The organism is Paenibacillus sp. UNC499MF, from assembly GCF_900107975.1.
Taxonomy (GTDB): domain Bacteria; phylum Bacillota; class Bacilli; order Paenibacillales; family NBRC-103111; genus Paenibacillus_F.
The window spans coordinates 633,943-653,592 of sequence record NZ_FNVF01000002.1 but is presented as its reverse complement, the minus strand read 5'-3'; the positions used below and the strand labels follow the sequence as shown (position 1 = coordinate 653,592).

The window sequence follows — 19,650 nt, the reverse complement described above, 5'->3', positions numbered from 1 at the left end:
CACAAAAAAGAATTTCGGATTACATCCATTTTTACAACCATCATCGTCCACAGCGAAAGCTAAACAAGCTGACGCCGATGGAGTATCGACGCCAGCTTGCAGCCTAGGCTTTTTTCAATGTCCGTTAAATGGGGGCTTGACCACTCGGGCGACAGGCTCTTTTTATATGAAACAGACTTTCTAATCCAGGTTAATCTTGAATTGCAGCAGTCCGACCTGCCGCATCGTTTGAAAAAGAATGACAAGCAGCGGTCCCAAAAACATGCCGGCCACGCCCATCAGCTCGAAACCGATGTATAGGGAAATCATGGCCGCAAGCGCGCTGATTCCGACCGAATTGCTTAAAATCTTCGGTTCGATAACCCGGCGGGCCAGCGTAATCACGATAAACAGCAGCATAATCTGCATAGCCATGCCCGGGTCGCCCAGCAGCATCCTGTAAACCGCCCACGGGAGAAAAACAAGTCCCGTTCCGATTACCGGCACGAATTCCATAAACATGACGAGCAGGGCAATCGCGAGCGGGTAGTCCGTCCGGATAAACAAAAGGCCGATCAACGTAAGCACGTAGGTAAGCATCGACATCATAACTTGGGCGTACATAAATCCGAATAACGCCTGACGAAGGGACACGATCAAGCTTTCGACTTTTTCACGGGAACGGTCATCGAACATATTCAGGAAGGATTGCTTCAATACGGGCAGCGAGTAGGAGAATAGATAGAGGGAGAACAAGTAGACGATGAACAAAATAAGAAGGTTCGGGATGGCCGCGGCCGCTCCCAGAAACGAGTCGGACAAAAGCAGGATAAAACGCTCTAATGCCTGGGCGGCGGAAGCCAGTCCGTTTTGCAGCCAGACTTGCATTTGAGAGTTATCGCCCGGGAAAAGGGATTCATACATGAATCTCGCCCTTGCGGCCGCATCCTCCACATAAATGCCGGTTTCCTCCAGATAAACGGGGATTTTGCCCCAAAAGTTCATGAATTCCGTCACGACTTTGACGCCGATCATGGAGAAAAGTCCCAGGGTAAGCAGCGTAAACAGCGTGCTGACAAGAGAAACGGCTGCCAACCTGCGCAGTTTAAGCAGCCGCATTCCCATTGTCACCACGGGCTCCAGCAGCATCGCGGTCACGATCGCCAGCAGGAACGGCATTCCCACCGTGAACAAGCCGTACAGCAGCAGAAGCCCGAAAGCCAGTATAAGCAGGGTTTTCCACGACACGTGAAAGAACTCCCCCTTTATTCCTCCAGTCCGGCTGCAGGATCTTTGGGCGTTTCGCTTTCGTTCTTCGTGATATTGACGCGGGTGATACGAAGCCGGTCCACCTCGGCGACTTCAAACGTGTGTCCGCCGAACACGACTTTCCTTCCCTTGATCGGGGAGCCTTCAAGCGTCTTGAACACCCAGCCGCCGATCGTATCGACTTCCTCATCCTCGATTTCGAGATGAAGCAGTACGTTCAAATCTTCGATCAGGGTACGTCCCTCGACGGACGTGATGTTGCCTTTGACTTCGATGCTCGGTCTCTCATCCTCGTCGAATTCGTCATGAAGCTCGCCGACGATTTCCTCCATGATGTCTTCGAGCGCCAGCATCCCCGCCGTGCCGCCATACTCGTCCACGACGATGGCAAGCTGGGAATGCTTTTTTTGCATAAGCTTGAGCACTTGGCTGATCTCCATGGATTCCGGCACGCTGAGAATCGGCCGCACGAACTGCTGCAGCTCGACCCCGGCCGTGGCATCCGCCGTCAGCAGATCGGTAATGTGGACAAAGCCGATAATCTGGTCCTTGTCCCCCAGAGCCACAGGGTAGCGCGTATGCTTCGTCTCGTAAATATGCTGCAAAATTTCGTCGTAAGGCTGGTCGATAAACAAGCAGTCCATGTCCGTGCGGGGCAGCATCACCTCGCGGGCAATACGGTCGGAGAATTCGAAAATATTATCGAACAGGAGCATTTCGTCGCGGTCGATGTGTCCGCTTCTGGCGCTCTGATTCATCAATATGCGGATTTCTTCCTCCGTATGCGCGGCATCGTGTTCATTGGCCGGCTGAACGCCGAACATTTTAAGAAGCAGGCGTGCCGCTCCGTTGAGAACCCAGATAGCGGGAAGAAAAATTTTATAGAAATACATCAGCGGGGCCGAAGTCCACAAAGAAACCGCATCGGGTTTCTGAATCGCCAGCGATTTGGGCGCAAGTTCCCCCAGCACGATGTGAAGAAACGTCACAATAGAGAAGGACAAGACCAGCGAGATCGTTCCGGACAGGAACGTCGAATGCCAGTTAAGCGCATGGAAAAGCGGTTCGATAATGAGCTCCGCAATCGCGCTCTCCCCGACCCAGCCGAGTCCGAGAGACGCAAGCGTAATCCCGAGCTGGGTGGCGGACAGGTAAGCGTCCAGCTTCTTGGTGACGGTAAAAGCGAATTTCGCTTTCTTGTTCCCTTCATTCACGAGCTGCTGAAGTTTCGATTGACGCACCTTCACGAGCGCGAACTCGGCGGCGACGAAGAACCCGTTGAGCAGTACCAGTAATAAGACCAGTGCCATGTTCAGTAAAATTTTATCCCATTCAAAACTCCCCAATGGTTCTCAGTCTCCTTTGCTGCTAAATTACGTCAGAATGGCCTGACGCCGTGTGAAATCCTCGCCGGAGTAATAAGAATTCGCCACCAGCAGGTTGGGACCGCAGCAGGAAACGGCCGGACAATGGCAATCGACCGTTCGGCTCAGCGGATGGTTCAGCCACCGCTCGAATACGGTCTCCAGCTTATCCTCGCGCAGGTTGCCCAGAGCCGGGACGTCGGCAAAATCGGTCACGTAAACGTCACCCGTAAACATGTTGACGTTGAGACGGTTGCGCCCGTCGGGATCGTTGCGGACCGTCAGGTTCGGTTCGCTTCGCAGCCTGCTCAGGAGCTTCCGGTCTTCCTCGGCGCCGTTGCACGCGTAGAAAGGAAGCGTTCCGAGCAGCATCCACATCTCGGGATTGCGCCCGTCCAGCAGACGGTGAATCGTGTCCCTCAGCTGATCCAGGGTGAGAATCGGCAGATTGGATGCAAAAGAGCTCGGATACATGGGATGAACCTCATGCCTCTGGCATCCGATTTCTTCAATGATTTTATGTATAGGAACAATTTTCTCGCTCGTGCGGGTGTTCAGCATGGATTCCGCCGAAATAAACATCCCGCCCTTGCTAAGTGCCACGGAATTATCCAGCATGCGTTCGTACATTTTGGAAGCGGCTTGCATTCCGACAGGCCGTCCCGAACGGACAAAACCTACCTCGTGAAAATCTTCCGCGCACGTATAATTAAATGAAATGTGCATCACATCCAGATATGGAGCGATCCACTCGTACCTTTCCAGTTCCATGGTGAGATTGGAGTTGATCTGCGAGCGGACTCCTCTCTCGCGTGCGTACCGCAGCAGAGGGACAATATATTCCTTTACGGTTTTCTCGGAGAACATGGGCTCCCCGCCCGTAATGCTGATCGTTTCCAGGTGCCGGATTTCTTCCAGCCTGCGGAGCGCATGATCCAGGGCAAGCTTCGGCCCTTCTTTCATGACAAGCGTATCGCCCACCGCACAATGCTCGCAGCGCATGTTGCACAAATTCGAAACCGTGAATTCCACACTGGTTAACGTGTGACGGCCGTACTGCTGGAGCGAACGTATCGGATCCCACGGATCGTAGGAGGGCGAAAGTTTCATTAAAGCCGGGACAGCTGTTCGTTCATTCATTTCTTCTTCACATCCGGTACCAAAATTGGGGTGATTTCCGAATCCCCCTGGAATATACGCCGCTTTACGCAAACGTATGCCCTCTATTGTACCCGATGCCACTGAAAAATGAAATAAACTCCGTTACAGTACCGGGCCGTCTTCCTTCCTCGGCCCGTGGGGACGCAGCCAGGCCGGCGCCCACCAGTTCAGTCTGCCGAACAGCTTCATCAAGGCGGGAACGAGCAGAATGCGGACAACGGTCGCATCGATGAGCACGGCGAGCGCAAGGCCGAGGCCCAGCGCTTTCATAATCTCGATATCGGTAAAAATAAACGTGCCGACCACGACGATTAAGATAAAAGCCGCGCTCGTGATTAGCGAGCCGGTTTTCATCAGCCCCTCGGCCGTACTGCGCTCGTTGTCCCCGGTGCGGTCGTACTCTTCCGCTATCCGCGAAATGAGAAATACCTCATAGTCCATCGAAATGCCGAAGACGACGCAGAAAATAACGATCGGCACCGTAGCGCTCACATAACCGGTCGAGGTTACCCTCATCATGTCGGCCAGGAAGCCGTGCTGGAAAACAAGCACGACCGCGCCGATACTCGCCCCCAAGCTCAATACGTTCATCAGGACCGCTTTAAGCGGGAGAAGCAGCGAGCGGAACGCCAGCAGCAGGACGATAAACGTCACTCCCAGGACAAACATAATTACCACCGGCAGCTTGTCTTGAATCCGGTCCAGCATATCCAGACGGTACGCGGGACCGCCCGTCATATGGACGTCCAGCTGCCGCCGGTCGAGCCCGCGGAGACTCCGCACCAGAGCGTCGGTCGCCCGGTCGTCGGGATCGCTTTCCGGGACGACGCGGATCAGCGTGCTGTCGCGTGCGTCCCCTTTCTTCCCAGAACCCGGAGAAGAAAGGGAAGGCTCGCTCAGCAGCGCGGCCGCCTGCCCGTCGCTGAGGCCCGGGAAGCCGTCCAGCACGCTGCGCACGGCCCTGACTCCGGCAGCCGCCTTCAACGAGGCGGTATACTCCCTCAGGCGGCCGGCGGCGGCCGCATCCCACCTGCCCCCGGGAGCCGTGACCAGAACTTGCAGCGGGTTCAGCTCCCGCGGATCGAAAGCCCGGGCGGCCAGATCGTCGGCTTGCCGGGCGCCGTACTGCGGCGGCAGGACATCTCCGCTCGGCGTGCTGAGCTGTATGCCGCGTATGGGCAGCATCATGGCCGACAGCGCCGCCGTCAGCACGAGAGCCAGAACGACCGGGTGGCGCATGACGAAGTAAGCCGTCTTCTCCCAGAAGCGCCGTGTCGCGCCTCTCTCCGACCACGCTTTCGGCAGGACGCGCAAGGAATTCACGTGTCCGCCCAGCATCCCCAGCAGCGCCGGCAGAAGGGTGTTGGCGGCCAGAACGGAGATCGTTACGACGAGCATCCCTCCGAGACAGAGCGAGCGGAAGAAAGAGAGATCCACGAACAGCATGCCGCACAGCCCGATGAGTACGGCGATTCCGGAGAAGAAGATGCTCCGTCCCGCCATCCCGCAGGTCACCGCAACGGCATCCGGAACCTCCCTGCCGGCCTTCAGTTCCTCCCGGAACCGGCTGACCATGAACAAGGCGTAGTCGATTCCGACCGCAAGCCCAAGCATGGTTACCATGTTCGGTAGAAAATTGGACAAGGCGGCATGGCGGGCGATAAAGTACGTGATCCCCAGCGTCGCGGTCAGACTGGCTAGTCCGACGATCAGAGGCAGCAGAGCCGCGGGCAGCGTGCCGAAAATGATCAGGAGCACGATCAGCGCGATCGGCAGGCCGATCATCTCCGCTTTGGCGATATCGTTCTTGCTCGCTTTTTGCATATCGGCCAGCAGGGCCGGCGCTCCGCCCACATACACTTTCGTGCCCGGAGGCGGAATCAAACGAGTCTGGATCTCGCCGTATTTTTCCAGCACCTTCTCCACTTCAAGCGTAAGCGCTACGTTCACCGCCTGAATCTCGGCCGCCCGGTCCGATTCCTTTCTCGGGCTTTCGACAAACGCCCATGAATCCACATAGGGCAGAGACTTCAAAGGCTCCAGCGATTTGGCAATCGACGCTTTCGCTTTGTCCGTCGTCAAATCTTTGCCGTTTCCCTCATACACGAGCTGCAGGGAGGAAGGCGGAACCCCCAGCTTCTCCCGCATCAGGTGAAACCCGGTATCGGATTCGCTGCCTTTCGGCGTAAACCCGTCGTCTTTCAAAAGCGCCGGCACTTGCCCCGCTAAAATTGCGGCTCCGGCAAACAAAACGACCCATACCGTCAATACCCGTTTGCGGTACCGGTACATGACGGAGCCCCACTTTAAGAAAAATCCCGTCTTTTCGCCAGGCTTCAATCCATTCCTGTTTCTACCGTTCATTCCGCTCATTCCGATTCCTCCCTGGCCCTCTTGCATCTTACCGGAAGCCTCCCGTCTAAGCGGGATTTCCGTAATCGCTTCCTTTAGTATGGTTGCGGGATTTCCATTTTATATCTGCCCTGGCGAAAGAAACACAAAAAAGCCAAACGGAGCCCTCCGTCGGCTTTCGGCTTGTAACGAGTTATTTCAGAAATAATAGGGCCCTCTATCGTACTTACTTGGCGCCACAGCTTACAGGGGATGAACTTCCGTAATCATGATCGTCAGTTTTTTGGATAAATCAATCTCATAGGGGGCGGCTATCAATTCACGCGCTTCGTTCTTGACCACACGGACCACGGGCCGTTGGGGGGCCGAAGCGTTGAGATCGACCACTACGGCGATTTCGCCGGTATTGAGCGCAACGGTGACGCCGAGCGGGTATATGGCCACCTTATCCCGGAACAGGTTCAGCATCTCCGTATCGTACAGGGTACCGGCTCCGCCCATAATGACTTCCAGCGCCTCGTGGGGAAGCATCGCCTTGCGGTAAACCCTCTGAGTCGTCATTGCGTCATAGGAATCGACCATCGCGATCCATTTCGCATAGGAATGAATCTCTTCGTCTTTGATTCCTCTGGGATACCCGCTGCCGTTGATCCGTTCATGATGCTGAAACGCGCAGTGGGCGGAGAGCAGAGGGATGTTCGCTTCATTCTTGAGCATTTGATATCCGTATACCGTATGCCTCTCCATTTCGGACCATTCCGGTTCGGACAGCTTGGAGGGTTTCGAGAGAATCTCTTCCGAGATTTGCGTTTTGCCGATATCGTGAAGTAGAGCCCCGAGGCCCAGCGTCATCAACTCATCCCTTTCGTATCCATGGCTCATCCCGAGCATGGTGGTATACAGACAGACGTTAAGCGAGTGCTGATATAAGTAGTGGTCTTTAATCTGAATATCGCCCAGCATAATCATGGCGTCTTTATGACGGGATAAATCATCGATCACGTGGTCCATCTGCTGTCTGAACGATTTTCCGAAATGCTGGTAATTAGCCAGTGTTTTCCGTCCCGGTTCGTTCATCAGCTTGCGGAAGGTGGTGCGGATTTCCGTGAACAGCCTGCGCTTGGTCTCCTCCGAGACCAGATCGTCCGGAACGATATCATCCGTCAGCGCATCCTGGATATACAAATAGTCTATTCCGTATTTTTCCAACCGCTCCAGCAGCGATTGTGTTAATTCGACATTTTCCGCAAGCAGCACCGCTCCCTGCTCGTTGTAAATATGTCTGCCCAGTCTCATGCCCGGTTGGCATTGGCTGATGGGTAAAAGCCGCATATTCTCCAAACCCCGCGATCTGTATATTCCTCTCTTTATACCCTTACTGTATAAGATATTTTTGGAAAGAGCAATACAAAAACCGCGTTTTTTCGACGCGGTTCTTGGAGGTTCTTTTTCATGTTCCATCCATTTTTGTAAAAACTATCTCTCCTGTTGTTCAAAGGGACACGCTAAAACCCGGAAAAACTTAAACGACCCACAAATAAACGATAAAAATAGCGGCCAGTATAAAGCGGTAATAAGAGAAATAAGTCAGTTTCATGCGCTGCACGAAACGGATAAAGGTCACAATCGCAAGCAGGGCGACAACAAAGGAAACGATAAAACCGACTGCGAAAAACAGGATGTCGTCCGATGTGAAGTTCTTATAGCTCTTGAGCAGGGAGTAGCCGCTGGCGGCAAACATGATCGGAACCGCCATAATGAACGTAAAATCGGCACCCGCTTTACGGGTCACACCGTGAAGCATACCGCCGGCCATCGTCGCGCCGGAGCGTGAGAATCCCGGGATCAGAACGGATAAGCACTGGTAAAGGCCGACGATAAAAGCCTGACGGTACGAAATACCGTCCATGTCTTCTACGACCGGTCCTCTTGTCCGGTCCATTTTCTTCTCGGCGACGATCATCAGAATACCGCCCAGAATGAGGGACACGACAACGGTTTTTGGGGAAAACAAATACGTTTCAATCAAATCGTCGAACAGAAAAGCGATTCCCATCGCCGGGACGATCCCCAGCAGAATGTGAAGGACATTTAACCGGGATGCTCCCGCTTTAACCGCTACCGGCTCCCGGTTGATTCCGAGAATACGCAGGATCCGTTTCCAATACACGATCACGACGGCAAGAATGGCGCCGAGCTGGATCACGATCGTGAACGTCTTCATGAGCGGTTCTTCGTCGCTGATTCCCAGCAGAGACTGCGTCAGAATCATATGTCCGGTTGAAGAAACCGGCAGAAACTCGGTCAATCCTTCGACAATCCCGATAATCACGGCAATCCACAAACTGTACATGGTCTCTCTCCTAATAATGACAGCTGGGGACCTGTGCCGGGCATGGACAGATCCCCGCAACTATACATTTTACCCGGATCAAAGGGTCAAGACAAGTTAACCCCCGGGCGTCGTTCAAATGCCTGCAGGCTCCCAGCGGGGCTTCATAGCCTCTTGGAAACGCTCGGGATGCTGAAGCTCTTCGCCCAGAATATCCCTCAGCAGCTCGGGAAGCAGGTATTCCACATCCGTTCCTTCGCGCAGGGATAAGTAGCCGACTCCGAACGTAAACATGTCGATCATACCGACGGTATACGCCCGGTCATTCTCCAGCGCCGCTCCGTTAACGAGCACCTCGCGGATTTTGCGCAGCGGCTGCCCTTCCGGATCGTAGCGGACGCTCAGTCCGTCCAGGCACAGGATGCCGAGCACTTCCCCGCGGAAGCCAAAGCCCCGGATCGGCTTGCTCTGGAATTCCGGCAGGAGGGATTCCTCCAGCGCCTGAAGCAGGCGGCCGCCAGTCAGCTTGACCCGGCAGGGATTGATGGGGCCCGGACAGATAGCCAGGAGGCGGCCCAGCGTGACGGGCCCTCTCGCAAGCCCGCGCAGCAGCTGGCCGGCGTTGACGAGCCCGATTTCCGCCTTCATCCACCGGCGCAAACCGGAGGCGAGCAGGTTCCCCAGCGGGGAATCGCCATACCAGTCAAGCTCCAGAGGGGCCACCAGATCCGCTACCGGAATATCCAGGGCACGCCGTCCCAGCTCCGCGCTGCGGGCGATAAGGTCCGCGATACCGGCGTCATCGTCCCAGCCGGACATGGCGTGAACGCGGCCTGTGAGCCGCTCGATGCGCCGCTCCGGCACGTTATAGGCGATCTCTACTTCTCCCGCATACTGGCCGTATTTGCCTGCTGCGCAGACCAGCGTATCCCGGATGTGCAGCGGCTTTTCCAGCAGATGGTGGGTATGGGCGCCGAGGATGACGTCGATGCCTTCGACCTCCGCGGCCATCCGTTCATCGTAACGGAGCCCCAGGTGGGACAGGACGACCACGATGTCGACCTGCGGCCGCAGCTTTTCCACCCAGTAGGCAGCAGCTTGAACGGGCTCCAGGACATCCCAGCCGAGCAGCTCGTAATAGTCCGTAAAGGCCGCCGTCAAGCCGATTAAACCTACGGTGATGTCTCCTTTGCGCACGATATGATACGGAACCATCCAGGCGGGAACCTTCCCCGTGCCCGCATCGAGGATGTTGCTTCCGATAACGGGAAAGTCCGCTTTCGTTTCAAAAAGGCTCCGAAGCGCATCCGGAGCATAGGTCAAGCCTTCGTTATTTCCCGGCACCATCGCCTCATAGCCCGTGGCGTTCATGATTTCGATATTGGCGGCCCCGCCCGTCCCTTCGGTTTCGAGCCTCATCCGGTCCAGATGATCGCCGATATCCAGCGTCAGGATCTCATCCCCTTCATGGCGGCGTCTAAGCTCTTTGAAGCAGGTCGCAATTTTGGGCATCTGTTCGAAATGACTGTGCAGGTCATTCGTATGAAGAATCACTAACGTCTGATGCTTCTGCTGCTTTTCGGGCATGATTTCACCTCCGCTGTAAAGCCTGTCTCTATTACGTATGCCATACTTTGCTTCATTATGTAAGAAGCCCGGCTGCCCGGACAGCCTCATTATATCATTTTCGTTTTAGGATATGATATGCTAGTTGAAAACGCAACTATCAGGAGAGAAGCCCCCATGACGTTTCATATCCGACTTTTTGCGGGCTTGGCCGATGAGCTCGGCCGCCCTTCCATTGATATAACACTGACCCGTGACCCCGGTGAAAAATCCGTAACCGTTCAGGATCTCTTGGACGAAATAGGCAAAAGATTTCCCGGCGCCCGTTCTCTTCTCGCCCACTGCTTTCTGGCCAAAAATCACGCTTACGCCGATCCCGGTGAGCTTGTAACCGAGAGCGACGAGCTGGCTCTCATTCCTCCCGTGTCGGGAGGAAGCGGCGAAGAGCCGCAGCCGGAAGACGAAGTACCGGGAATCTCCCGCTATGTACTCACGCGGAATCCGATTGAGCCCGCCGAGGTCCTACATAAGGTTACCCATTCCGACTGCGGAGCGACACTCGCGTTTATCGGTACTACCCGTGAGCATACGCACGGGGTGCGTACCGTCCTGCTCGAGTACGAGGCCTACGAGCCGATGGCCGTCTCCGTGATGGAATCCATCGGCGCCGAGCTGGAAGCCCGCTGGCCCGGATGCCGCTGCGCGATAACGCACCGGCTGGGTCCCGTCGAAATCGGCGAAAGCAGTCTGGTCATCGCCGTTTCCACGCCGCACCGCGCAGACTGTTACGAGGCCAGCCGCTACGCCATTGAACGCGTGAAGCAGATCCTGCCCGTCTGGAAAAAAGAAATCGGCGAAGACGGCTCCGAATGGAAAGGTTACGTTTCGCCGTCCGGCGGGCGCGAGTGGAATCCGCTTGACCTCCCGGATGACGGGAAGCGGTAAGCAGACAGCAGCGGCCCGACCGAGACCGTAACAGGCATGACTAGCCTCAAGGACAGGAACGAGGCCATTTGGATCTCACACAAGTTCTAGGGCGGAAGGGCGGCACGGCCGCAAAGCGGCGCCGAAATCGGGAGGCCGGATCTTCGTTGTTTGGGTTTCCGTATGTACCTAACTAATCCAATAACCGTAAAAATGCACCGAATTACCTTAATATCCGCAAGTTACTCTACAAAAACAAGCCCGGAAGGAGCAAACCTATGAGCAGCCTCCACCCTTATCCGCCAGCGGACGAGTTGCCGTCCGCAGCTGCCTCCCCTTCCTCCCGAACGGGAGCAGCTCCGGCCGCGGCGCCGAACGGCGCTTCACAAGCGGGAGCGGCACATTCCTCCGGCGAAGCGCCCGTGCAAGCCGCCGACGAACCGGCCGTGCGGCAGCCCGCAGCCGCGCAAACGGCGCCGGGCGCGGACGAGTCCGCCGCGCAGTCTGCCGCCGATCGGGCGCCGCAGACAAGCACAGCCGCTGGCGAAGCCGAAGTGCCGGGCCGCTATTCCCGGCACGTGCTTTTCAAGCCCGTCGGCCAGAACGGCCAGCGGGCGCTGGGCCGCGCGCGGGTCGCCATCGTCGGCCTCGGCGCGCTCGGCACCGTCCTCGCGAACCACATGGTTCGCGCCGGTGTCGGCTTCGTGCGCCTGATCGACCGCGACTTCGTCGAAGAGAGCAATCTGCAGAGGCAGATGCTCTATGACGAAGAAGACGCCCGCCAGGCGCAGCCCAAAGCTTCAGCCGCTGCCGCGAAGCTGCGGCTGGTGAACTCCCTCGTCGGCATCGAGGCCCATATCGCCGACTTGAATCCCTTGAATGCCGAAGAGCTGCTGACCGGCGTTGATCTCATTCTGGACGGAACGGATAACTTTTCCGTCCGGTTTCTGATCAACGATGTCAGCGTCAAGCACGGCATTCCGTGGCTGTACGGCGGCGCCGTCGCTTCGCGCGGCGTCTCGCTCGCCATTGTGCCCGGCGAGACGCCTTGTCTGCGCTGTCTGTTCGGCTCCGCGCCGGCGCACGGCACCGCCGACACGTGCGACACCGCTGGCGTCATCGGCCCGATCATTCATATGGTCGCCTCCTATCAGGCAACCGAGGCGATGAAAATCCTGATCGGGGATACGCGGCACCTCAACCGTCGGATGCAGCAGTGGGATCTGTGGTACAACCACTATACGTCCGTGGATGTCGCGGGAGCCCGTAAGGCGGACTGCCCCGCCTGCGCCCGTCAGACGTTCGAATATCTTGATGCGGATATCGAAGGGGAAACGATCCAGACGTTGTGCGGAAGAGATTCCGTACAAATTCACCCCGTCCAGCCTGCCGAACTATCTCTGGAGCAGTGGGAACGTCGTCTTGCCCCGCTCGGCCGCGTAAGCCGCAACAAATTTTTGCTCCGCTTCCGTCCTTCGGACGACCTTACACTCGTCCTCTTTCCCGACGGTCGCGTACTTGTACAGGGCGTCACCGACCCCGTTGCCGCCAAAACTTTATACAGCCGTTACATCGGCATGTAACCGCATCTGATACCGCTGCGGGCCTTATCATCGGATAAGGTCCGTTTTTTGTTCCATTCTGAGCTGCCGGTATTGGGCCTTATTCGAAACGGAGAGCCGTGAACGGCTTTCGTGCCCTCTCGCTTTTTTTAATCGGACCGCCTCTCTCCCTTCGTTTTACGGACATAAAATCTTCCCTTTACCCGCCTGACTTTGCCTGTCTTTTAACAGCTTGTCCGGCCCTTTATTTTCTTTATAAATAATTGATCAAATCCGACACCGTCATTCCGGAAAATGGAAAATGTTTCATTGCAACTCTGTTTATCCTCCTGCTAATATGAAGGTGATTGAGAAAAAATGGGAATGGGAAAAGGTGAATGAATTCAATGAGAATTCATATAACAGACTTGCAGGTGGGTGACCGTCTAACCCGCGATACGTTCAATTCAATCGGATTGAACATTTTATCGGCCGATACGAAAGTCGACGAGTTCGATATTTTGAAACTGAACAAACATCAGATCGAATATGTGGACATCGAGGACCGTCCTCAGCCCGGCAGCGAAGCTCATTTGCAGACCGCCGCATCCTCGGAGCTTTTGCGTCAGGAGGAATCGTTCCACTCCGCTATCGGCGGCATCAAGGACTTATTCGAAAGCGCGGTACGGACCGGCAAGCTATCCGACTCCACCGTCGAGCAGTATTACAGTCCCCTCATCTCCAGTGTGCGGGAAGAAAAAGACGTCGTGAACCTGCTGCTCTGCCTGGACAGCCGCGACGACTATACATACCAGCACAGCGTACAGGTCGGCCTTATTTCTTATTTTATTGCAAGCTGGCTGGGAAAAACGGAAGAGGAAGCCAAGGAAATCGGCAAAGCCGGTTATCTTCACGATATCGGAAAATGCCGGATCAGCTTTGATGTGCTGCAAAAACCGGGTAAGCTTACGGAAGAAGAGTATGCCGAGATGAGAAAGCATACCGTTTACGGCTATGAAATTATCCGCAATTCGATTCATGACGACCTGGCCGCGCTCGTCGCCCTGCAGCATCACGAACGGCTAAACGGTTCCGGGTATCCGCTGGGTAAAACTTCCGAGTCGATTCATCCCGCCGCCAAAATCGTTGCCGTAGCCGACGTATACAGCGCCATGATCAACAACCGGTCGTACCAGACCAAGCGGGACCTGCTGTACGTCCTGAAAGAGCTTCACAAAATGAGCTTCGGCGAGCTTGATCCCCAAGCGGTTCACGTTTTTATCGCCAACATGGTCCCGAATTTTATCGGCAAAAAAGCCACCTTATCGAACGGTCAGTCCGGCACCATCGTCATGACTTTCCCGAACGATTATTTCCGTCCCTTGATCCAGATCGACGATGCTGGGGATACGTTCATCGACCTTACACAGCGGACCGATCTCGACATTGAATCCATCACAGTCTAGTAAGCGCTTCACTTCCGTTCAGCAGTATGCAAAAGCCGCCTCTCCCTCGGGATTGTGCGGCTGTTTTGTGCTACAATGACCGTATCGGCACACGATCCGCATACCCCGTTGATTAGACGATCCGCTCTTAACGGGATGTACCAAATCTGCCAGTGGTGAATACGGTAACCCAACCTTCCTCAAGGAGGCATCCATCTTGACTGACGACAAAGACAAAGAACAGCCATTTGTATCGATAAATCGCCAGCCTGATTCGCAATGGGAAGGCACGTCCGCCCATAATGAAAAGAGCGAACCCTTACGCGATCCAGGGCTTCCCTCGTCCTCTTCTTCCGAGTACACTCCGCCTCCCGTAAAACAGAGAAAGACTTCAGCCTTCCTGGCGGTGCTCTGCGGCATTTTGGCGGTCCTTTTTAACCTGCTGGTCGTTACGCTCCCCCTTGGCATTATCCTCGGAATTACCGCCTTCGGCTCCGGCCTTGTCGCCAGACGCTCTCACCGGCGTTCCGCGGGGCTTGTCCTCTCCCTTTTCTCGTTTCTGATCGCAGGGGTTTGGCTTGCCAGCGCCATGGTCCCGCTTGCGGTCGATCCTACGATAAGAGTCGGCCTGCGGCTGCCTTAACGGCGGTCCGGGCTTTTTGGCTTTACCTTTTTTACGCGGGAAAGGACGTGCCGGTCTGGCTGCAACTTCATCTGCAGAAAATTAAAAGATCAGCCTCTGGAATCGTTAATCGTAAACAAGCCCTTGTCGGATTTTAAATTGCATCGCCGGTCTTTTCCAGGGCTGCATTTCTTCTTATCTGGCCGGCAGTTCCCGGAGCATCCGGTGATACATTGCCTCGACCACGCCAAGCACAAGAACAATGGTCAAAAGCTCGCCTGTGGAAAGCGACCAGTCCGCCGTATAAGCCGCCAGCCTTAAAAACACAAAAGCCAGTGCGGCGTCACAAATCGTCGCAATCGTATTATTGGAAACCCTCAAAATCAGCTGGTCCCCGATTACAAAAGCCACGAGCGAGAACAAAACCGCTGTAATAAGCGCCGACGTAAAACCCGCTTCCGTATAAGTCATCAGCAAAGGTACCACAATAATCCCGTTGAGGATCAGTTTGATAATCAATTTGCTCGCCACTTGATTTCCTCCTTGAGGTTCTTAAGTTGTTTCGGTATTGCCGCAGCTCGCCCCAGCATTTTTCTTCGGCCTGAGGTTCGGAACAAACTCCGGGAAGCAGCATTAGGTTGTAACCGCATTTGTTTTTTTATACAAAAAAAACGTGCCCGAATAAATTCGGACACGTCTGTTTGTTTGGGTGACGAGGATTAACCGATGGAACCTTCCATTTCGAACTTGATGAGGCGGTTCATTTCCACCGCGTACTCCATCGGAAGTTCTTTCGTGAACGGCTCGATAAAGCCCATTACGATCATCTGCGTCGCTTCGCCTTCCGAAAGACCGCGGCTCATCAGGTAGAAGAGCTGATCTTCGGATACTTTCGAAACGGTCGCTTCGTGCTCCAGCGTGATGTTGTCGTTCATGATTTCGTTGTACGGAATCGTGTCGGACGTGGATTGTTTATCCATAATCAGCGTGTCGCACTTGATGTTGGATTTCGCGCCTCCGGAGTTGCGGCCGAAGGAAGCGAGTCCGCGGTAGGTTACTTTACCGCCATGCTTGGAGATCGACTTCGAAATGATCGTCGAAGTGGTGTCCGGAGCAAGGTGGATCATTTTGGCACCGGCATCCTGATGCTGGCCTTTGCCCGCAACGGCAATGGAAAGAACGGAGCCTTTGGCGCCGCGGCCTTTAAGCACGACAGCCGGATATTTCATCGTCAGCTTGGAGCCGATGTTGCCATCCACCCATTCCATGTTCGCGCCTTCTTCGGCGACGGCACGCTTGGTAACGAGGTTGTAGATGTTCGGCGCCCAGTTCTGGATGGTGGTGTAACGGGCACGGGAGTTTTTGCGGCATACGATTTCAACGACCGCGCTGTGAAGCGAGTTCGTGCTGTATACCGGAGCGGTACAGCCTTCTACATAGTGAACGAAGCTGTCTTCGTCCGTGATGATCAGGGTACGCTCGAACTGACCCATATTTTCCGAGTTGATACGGAAATACGCTTGAAGCGGAACTTCGCATTTTACGCCTTTCGGTACGTAAATGAAGCTTCCGCCGGACCATACGGCGCTGTTCAGCGCGGCGAACTTGTTATCGGTCGGAGGAATAACGGTTCCGAAATATTCGCGGAACAGTTCCGGGTATTCACGCAGCGCGCTGTCGGTGTCCATGAAGATCACGCCTTGATCTTCAAGTTCTTTCTGCATGCTGTGGTAAACAACCTCGGATTCGTACTGAGCGGATACGCCGGCAAGGAACTTCTGCTCCGCTTCCGGAATACCGAGCTTGTCGAACGTTTCCTTAATTTCGGTCGGAACCTCTTCCCATGTCTTGCCCTGCTTCTCGGACGGCTTGACATAATACTGGATGTCGTTGAAATCAAGATCATCCAGGTTACCGCCCCAGCGCGGCATCGGCATGCTGAAGAACTGTTCCAGCGATTTCAGACGGAACTCGAGCATCCACTCGGGCTCGCCTTTCATTCTGGAAATTTCGGTAACGATCTCGGCGTTCAGGCCTTTTCCCGATTGGAAAATAGACTTGTGCTCGTCCCGAAAGCCATATTTGTACTCTTCCATTTCTGGCATTTGCTTAGCCATCGTACCAACCTCCTTTAATTCTTGTTTTACGGCTGCTTCGTCTGTTCAATCCCTTTGCGGAGCGCGTTCCATGCGAGTGTGGCGCATTTGATACGGGCCGGGAATTTGTTCACACCGGACAAAGCCTCTATATCTTCATATTCAAATTCAACATCTTCGCCCTTCATCAGCTTGGAGAAATTCTCTGCCATCTCGAGCGCTTCTTCGAGCGTTTTGCCTTTAACGGCATCCGTCATCATCGAAGCCGAGGACATCGAAATCGAGCATCCCTCGCCGACATACTTGGCGGCTTTGACTTTACCGTCTTCCACCTGCATCTGCAAAGTGATCCGGTCCCCGCACGTAGGGTTGTTCAGGTTGACGGAAACGGCTTCGTTCTCGTCGAACGACCCGCGGTTTCTCGGCGTTTTATAATGATCCATGATGACTCTGCGGTATAAATCATCCAATTGCATGACCGAAATACTCCTTTGTTTTTAGTAAGCCCTGGACGAGTCGGTCGATGTCATTTTCAGTATTGTACAAATAAAAGCTGGCGCGTGCCGTAGCCGATTGTTCCAGCCAGCGCATCAGCGGCTGGCAGCAGTGGTGACCGGCACGAACGGCGATTCCTTCGGCGTCCAGCACCGTGGCCACGTCATGCGGATGCACGTCACCCAGGTTAAAGGTGACAAGCCCGACGCGGTTGTGTTTCGGACCGTAAACATTCAGACCTTCGATCTCAAGCATACGCTCCAGTGCGTAGGCAGTCAAGCTGGCATCGTGATCGGCGATGGCGTCAAGACCGATTTCCTCCAGGAAGTCAATAGCCGCTCCAAGACCGACGGCACCGGCGATGATCGGCGTTCCCCCCTCGAATTTCCAGGGGAGCTCTTTCCACGTGGAATCGTACAGATCCACATGGTCGATCATTTCGCCGCCGAATTCGATCGGCTCCATCGCTTCAAGTAGCTCCTTCTTCCCATACAATACCCCGATTCCGGTCGGTCCACACATTTTGTGGCCGGAGAAGGCGAAGAAGTCGCAATCCAGATCCTGCACATCCACTTTCAGGTGAGGAGCGCTCTGCGCGCCGTCCAACATCATCTTGGCGCCGTGGCGGTGAGCGATCTCGGCGATGGCTTTCACCGGGTTCAGGACGCCCAGAACGTTGGAAAGATGAACGACCGATACGAATTTCGTGCGGTCCGTAATCGTTTTCTCCACATCTTCAATGGTGATGGAGCCGTCCGGTTGAAGCGGGATATATTTGAGCGTGGCGCCGGTCGCCTTCGCGACCTGCTGCCATGGAATGAGATTGCTGTGGTGTTCCATCGGGGTGATGACGATTTCGTCGCCTTCCCCGCAGATGGAGCGGGCATACGAGCTGGCAACCAGATTGATCGCCGTCGTCGTGCCCCGGGTGAAAATGATTTCCTGCTCGGAGCGGGCGTTGATAAAACGGACAACCTTCGCACGCGCTCCTTCGTAAGCGTCTGTGGCACGGGACCCCAGGGTGTGGACGCCTCGGTGTACGTTCGAATTGTCCCATTCGTAATACTTTTTCAGGGCCTCGATGACTTGGACCGGCTTCTGGGAAGTCGCGGAGCTATCCAGATAAACGAGCGGATGCCCGTTCACTTCCTGATTCAAAATGGGAAACAGTTCGCGTATCTCCGAAGGTTTCATTGCCCCAGCTTCCTCTCTACCATAGTTTGCAGCTGCTCTTCCAGCTTGGCGATCGGAATCTCCGATACGACCGGAGCCAGGAAGCCGTAAATCAGGAGACGAGTGGCTTCCTCACGGGAAATCCCGCGGGACATCATGTAGTAAACCTGGTCCTGGTTTACTTGACCCACGCTCGCCGCGTGGCCGGCTTTAACGTCATCTTCGTCGATCAGAAGGATCGGATTGGCGTCTCCGCGGGCTTTCGGGCTGAGCATGAGCACGCGCTCCGTCTGCTGGCCGTTGGCGCCCGTCGCGCCTTTCTCGATCTTCGTAATCCCGTTGATGATGGCGGTAGCCTGGTCTCTCATAACCGCACGCGTAATCATGTCGCTGTTGGAGCTCAGACCGAAGTGAACCGCGCGAGTCGTCAGGTTCAGCTTCTGATCGTTCGTTCCCACGCAGATCACTTTCGCATCCGAGTAAGAGCCGTTGCCCTTCAGGATCGAAGTCGTGTCGGACATGGAGTTGCCCTGGTTCATTTCACCGACGACCCAGTTCACGCGTCCGTCGTTCTCTACGACGGCACGGCGGTATGTCAGATCCGTAACGCTTTCCGTAAGGTTGTGAACGGAAGCGAATTGAACGTTCGCGCCCGGTTTCACGAATACTTCCGTGATCCCGTTTTGTACGAGCGAAGCGCCGGTACCGATCGAAGTAAAATTCTCCACGTACGTGACGGAGCTGTTCGTATCCGCTACGATCAGGATGTGCGGCGAGAAGCTCGCTGCCGAATCATCGGACAGGAACAGCGCCTGCAGCGGAATTTCCACGTTTACGTTCTTCGGAACGTAAACGAATACGCCGCCGCTCCAAGTTGCCGCATGAACGGCCGTCAGCAGGTTTTCGCCCGCTTCGACCGCTTTGCCGAGGTAAGGGCGGACCAGATCGGCGTGCTCGCGTACCGCGGTTTCCAGATCCGTAAAGATCACGCCGCGGGAGGCAAGCTCTTCGGACAGAGCGCGGTATACGGCTCCGGAGTTCCGTTGAACGATAATATTCGTATCTCCGACGAGTGTTTTAACCTGCTCCGGCAGCTCGCTGACGGAAGTAAGGGCTTGAGGCTCGCGGTACGTACCGAAAGAGCTCAGGTCCCAACGGTCCAATCTCGTTTTTTCCAATTTAGGCAGTTCCAAAGATCCCGCCAGGTTTGCCGCCTGCACGCGCAGATCGGTTAACCACTCCGGCTCCTGTCTGGCTTTCGACGCTTGGGCGACGGCTTGGGAATCAACGGGAAGAATGGTTTGTGTCGTCATATCTATTTCCTCCTAATA

17 protein-coding genes are annotated in these 19,650 nt (G+C 55.2%); 5 read left to right on the top strand and 12 right to left on the bottom strand.

The features are described 5' to 3' along the window. Positions 1–11 precede the first annotated feature (11 nt). On the top strand, positions 12–107 hold the full coding sequence (locus tag C4S74_RS08035; protein ID WP_374755398.1) for an IS3 family transposase: 96 nt from the start codon (positions 12–14) through the stop codon (positions 105–107). Positions 108–180: 73 nt separating this feature from the next. Here the strand turns inward: C4S74_RS08035 and ytvI are convergent, their stop codons facing one another. The 7 genes from ytvI to C4S74_RS08000 form a co-directional block, all read right to left on the bottom strand. Further along, positions 181–1,227 carry a sporulation integral membrane protein YtvI gene (gene ytvI / locus C4S74_RS08030; protein WP_103994806.1) on the bottom strand — a complete coding sequence of 349 codons (1,047 nt, stop codon included), beginning with the start codon at positions 1,225–1,227 and terminating at the stop codon, positions 181–183. Between the two features lie 17 nt (positions 1,228–1,244). Further along, the gene (locus C4S74_RS08025; protein ID WP_181024346.1) at positions 1,245–2,558 is read right to left on the bottom strand and encodes a hemolysin family protein; all 1,314 of its coding nucleotides are present in this window, start codon (positions 2,556–2,558) and stop codon (positions 1,245–1,247) included. 63 nt (positions 2,559–2,621) lie between these two features. Next, a complete protein-coding gene (gene yfkAB / locus C4S74_RS08020) occupies positions 2,622–3,752 on the bottom strand; it encodes a radical SAM/CxCxxxxC motif protein YfkAB (protein WP_258042427.1) in 1,131 nt (376 codons plus the stop codon). A 123-nt stretch (positions 3,753–3,875) separates the two neighbouring features. Further along, positions 3,876–6,146, bottom strand: a complete 2,271-nt coding sequence (locus C4S74_RS08015) for an MMPL family transporter (protein WP_258042426.1) — start codon at positions 6,144–6,146, stop codon at positions 3,876–3,878. A gap of 222 nt (positions 6,147–6,368) precedes the next feature. Next, a complete protein-coding gene (locus C4S74_RS08010) occupies positions 6,369–7,457 on the bottom strand; it encodes an HD-GYP domain-containing protein (protein ID WP_181024345.1) in 1,089 nt (362 codons plus the stop codon). A 190-nt stretch (positions 7,458–7,647) separates the two neighbouring features. Further along, complete coding sequence (locus C4S74_RS08005) at positions 7,648–8,478, bottom strand: undecaprenyl-diphosphate phosphatase (RefSeq protein ID WP_103994803.1); 831 nt, start codon at positions 8,476–8,478, stop codon at positions 7,648–7,650. 114 nt (positions 8,479–8,592) lie between these two features. Further along, complete coding sequence (locus C4S74_RS08000) at positions 8,593–10,044, bottom strand: bifunctional UDP-sugar hydrolase/5'-nucleotidase (protein ID WP_103994802.1); 1,452 nt, start codon at positions 10,042–10,044, stop codon at positions 8,593–8,595. A gap of 156 nt (positions 10,045–10,200) precedes the next feature. On the opposite strand from C4S74_RS08000, the gene C4S74_RS07995 reads away from it, so the two are divergent. From C4S74_RS07995 to C4S74_RS07980, 4 genes are all read left to right on the top strand, one after another. Then, a complete protein-coding gene (locus C4S74_RS07995; RefSeq protein ID WP_103994801.1) occupies positions 10,201–10,968 on the top strand; it encodes a molybdenum cofactor biosynthesis protein MoaE in 768 nt (255 codons plus the stop codon). Positions 10,969–11,501: 533 nt separating this feature from the next. Continuing rightward, positions 11,502–12,530 carry a ThiF family adenylyltransferase gene (locus tag C4S74_RS07990; protein WP_181024359.1) on the top strand — a complete coding sequence of 343 codons (1,029 nt, stop codon included), beginning with the start codon at positions 11,502–11,504 and terminating at the stop codon, positions 12,528–12,530. A 365-nt stretch (positions 12,531–12,895) separates the two neighbouring features. Further along, on the top strand, positions 12,896–13,954 hold the full coding sequence (locus tag C4S74_RS07985) for an HD-GYP domain-containing protein (RefSeq protein ID WP_103994799.1): 1,059 nt from the start codon (positions 12,896–12,898) through the stop codon (positions 13,952–13,954). A gap of 196 nt (positions 13,955–14,150) precedes the next feature. Beyond that, entirely contained in the window at positions 14,151–14,576 is a 426-nt protein-coding gene (locus tag C4S74_RS07980) for a DUF308 domain-containing protein (protein ID WP_103994798.1), read from the top strand. 174 nt (positions 14,577–14,750) lie between these two features. On the opposite strand, the gene C4S74_RS07975 is transcribed toward C4S74_RS07980, so the two are convergent. The 5 genes from C4S74_RS07975 to sufD all read right to left on the bottom strand — a co-directional run bounded on the left by C4S74_RS07975 (position 14,751) and on the right by sufD (position 19,632). Next, positions 14,751–15,086 (bottom strand): DUF2512 family protein, encoded by a 336-nt coding sequence (locus tag C4S74_RS07975; RefSeq protein WP_103994797.1) that lies wholly within the window; start codon positions 15,084–15,086, stop codon positions 14,751–14,753. A 188-nt stretch (positions 15,087–15,274) separates the two neighbouring features. Next, positions 15,275–16,672, bottom strand: coding sequence for a Fe-S cluster assembly protein SufB (gene sufB / locus C4S74_RS07970; protein WP_103994796.1), 1,398 nt, complete (start codon positions 16,670–16,672; stop codon positions 15,275–15,277). Positions 16,673–16,698: 26 nt separating this feature from the next. Further along, positions 16,699–17,127: a Fe-S cluster assembly sulfur transfer protein SufU gene (gene sufU, locus C4S74_RS07965; protein ID WP_103994795.1), complete on the bottom strand. Its 429-nt coding sequence runs from the start codon at positions 17,125–17,127 to the stop codon at positions 16,699–16,701. Further along, positions 17,114–18,340, bottom strand: a complete 1,227-nt coding sequence (locus tag C4S74_RS07960; protein ID WP_103994794.1) for a cysteine desulfurase — start codon at positions 18,338–18,340, stop codon at positions 17,114–17,116. The genes sufU and C4S74_RS07960 overlap by 14 nt, the downstream gene beginning before the upstream one ends. Then, positions 18,337–19,632 (bottom strand): Fe-S cluster assembly protein SufD, encoded by a 1,296-nt coding sequence (sufD, locus tag C4S74_RS07955; RefSeq protein ID WP_103994793.1) that lies wholly within the window; start codon positions 19,630–19,632, stop codon positions 18,337–18,339. The genes C4S74_RS07960 and sufD overlap by 4 nt, the downstream gene beginning before the upstream one ends. Between the last annotated feature and the right edge of the window lie 18 nt (positions 19,633–19,650).

Excerpts from the sequence above, each read along its gene's own strand:
- C4S74_RS08025 (WP_181024346.1), bottom strand. The coding sequence starts at position 2,558 with ATGGCACTGGTCTTATTACTGGTACTGCTCAACGGGTTCTTCGTCGCC.
- yfkAB (WP_258042427.1), bottom strand. The coding sequence starts at position 3,752 with ATGAATGAACGAACAGCTGTCCCGGCTTTAATGAAACTTTCGCCCTCC.
- C4S74_RS08015 (WP_258042426.1), bottom strand. The coding sequence starts at position 6,146 with ATGAGCGGAATGAACGGTAGAAACAGGAATGGATTGAAGCCTGGCGAA.
- C4S74_RS08010 (WP_181024345.1), bottom strand. The coding sequence starts at position 7,457 with ATGCGGCTTTTACCCATCAGCCAATGCCAACCGGGCATGAGACTGGGC.
- C4S74_RS08005 (WP_103994803.1), bottom strand. The coding sequence starts at position 8,478 with ATGTACAGTTTGTGGATTGCCGTGATTATCGGGATTGTCGAAGGATTG.
- C4S74_RS08000 (WP_103994802.1), bottom strand. The coding sequence starts at position 10,044 with ATGCCCGAAAAGCAGCAGAAGCATCAGACGTTAGTGATTCTTCATACG.
- C4S74_RS07995 (WP_103994801.1), top strand. The coding sequence starts at position 10,201 with ATGACGTTTCATATCCGACTTTTTGCGGGCTTGGCCGATGAGCTCGGC.
- C4S74_RS07985 (WP_103994799.1), top strand. The coding sequence starts at position 12,896 with ATGAGAATTCATATAACAGACTTGCAGGTGGGTGACCGTCTAACCCGC.
- sufB (WP_103994796.1), bottom strand. The coding sequence starts at position 16,672 with ATGGCTAAGCAAATGCCAGAAATGGAAGAGTACAAATATGGCTTTCGG.
- sufU (WP_103994795.1), bottom strand. The coding sequence starts at position 17,127 with ATGCAATTGGATGATTTATACCGCAGAGTCATCATGGATCATTATAAA.
- C4S74_RS07960 (WP_103994794.1), bottom strand. The coding sequence starts at position 18,340 with ATGAAACCTTCGGAGATACGCGAACTGTTTCCCATTTTGAATCAGGAA.
- sufD (WP_103994793.1), bottom strand. The coding sequence starts at position 19,632 with ATGACGACACAAACCATTCTTCCCGTTGATTCCCAAGCCGTCGCCCAA.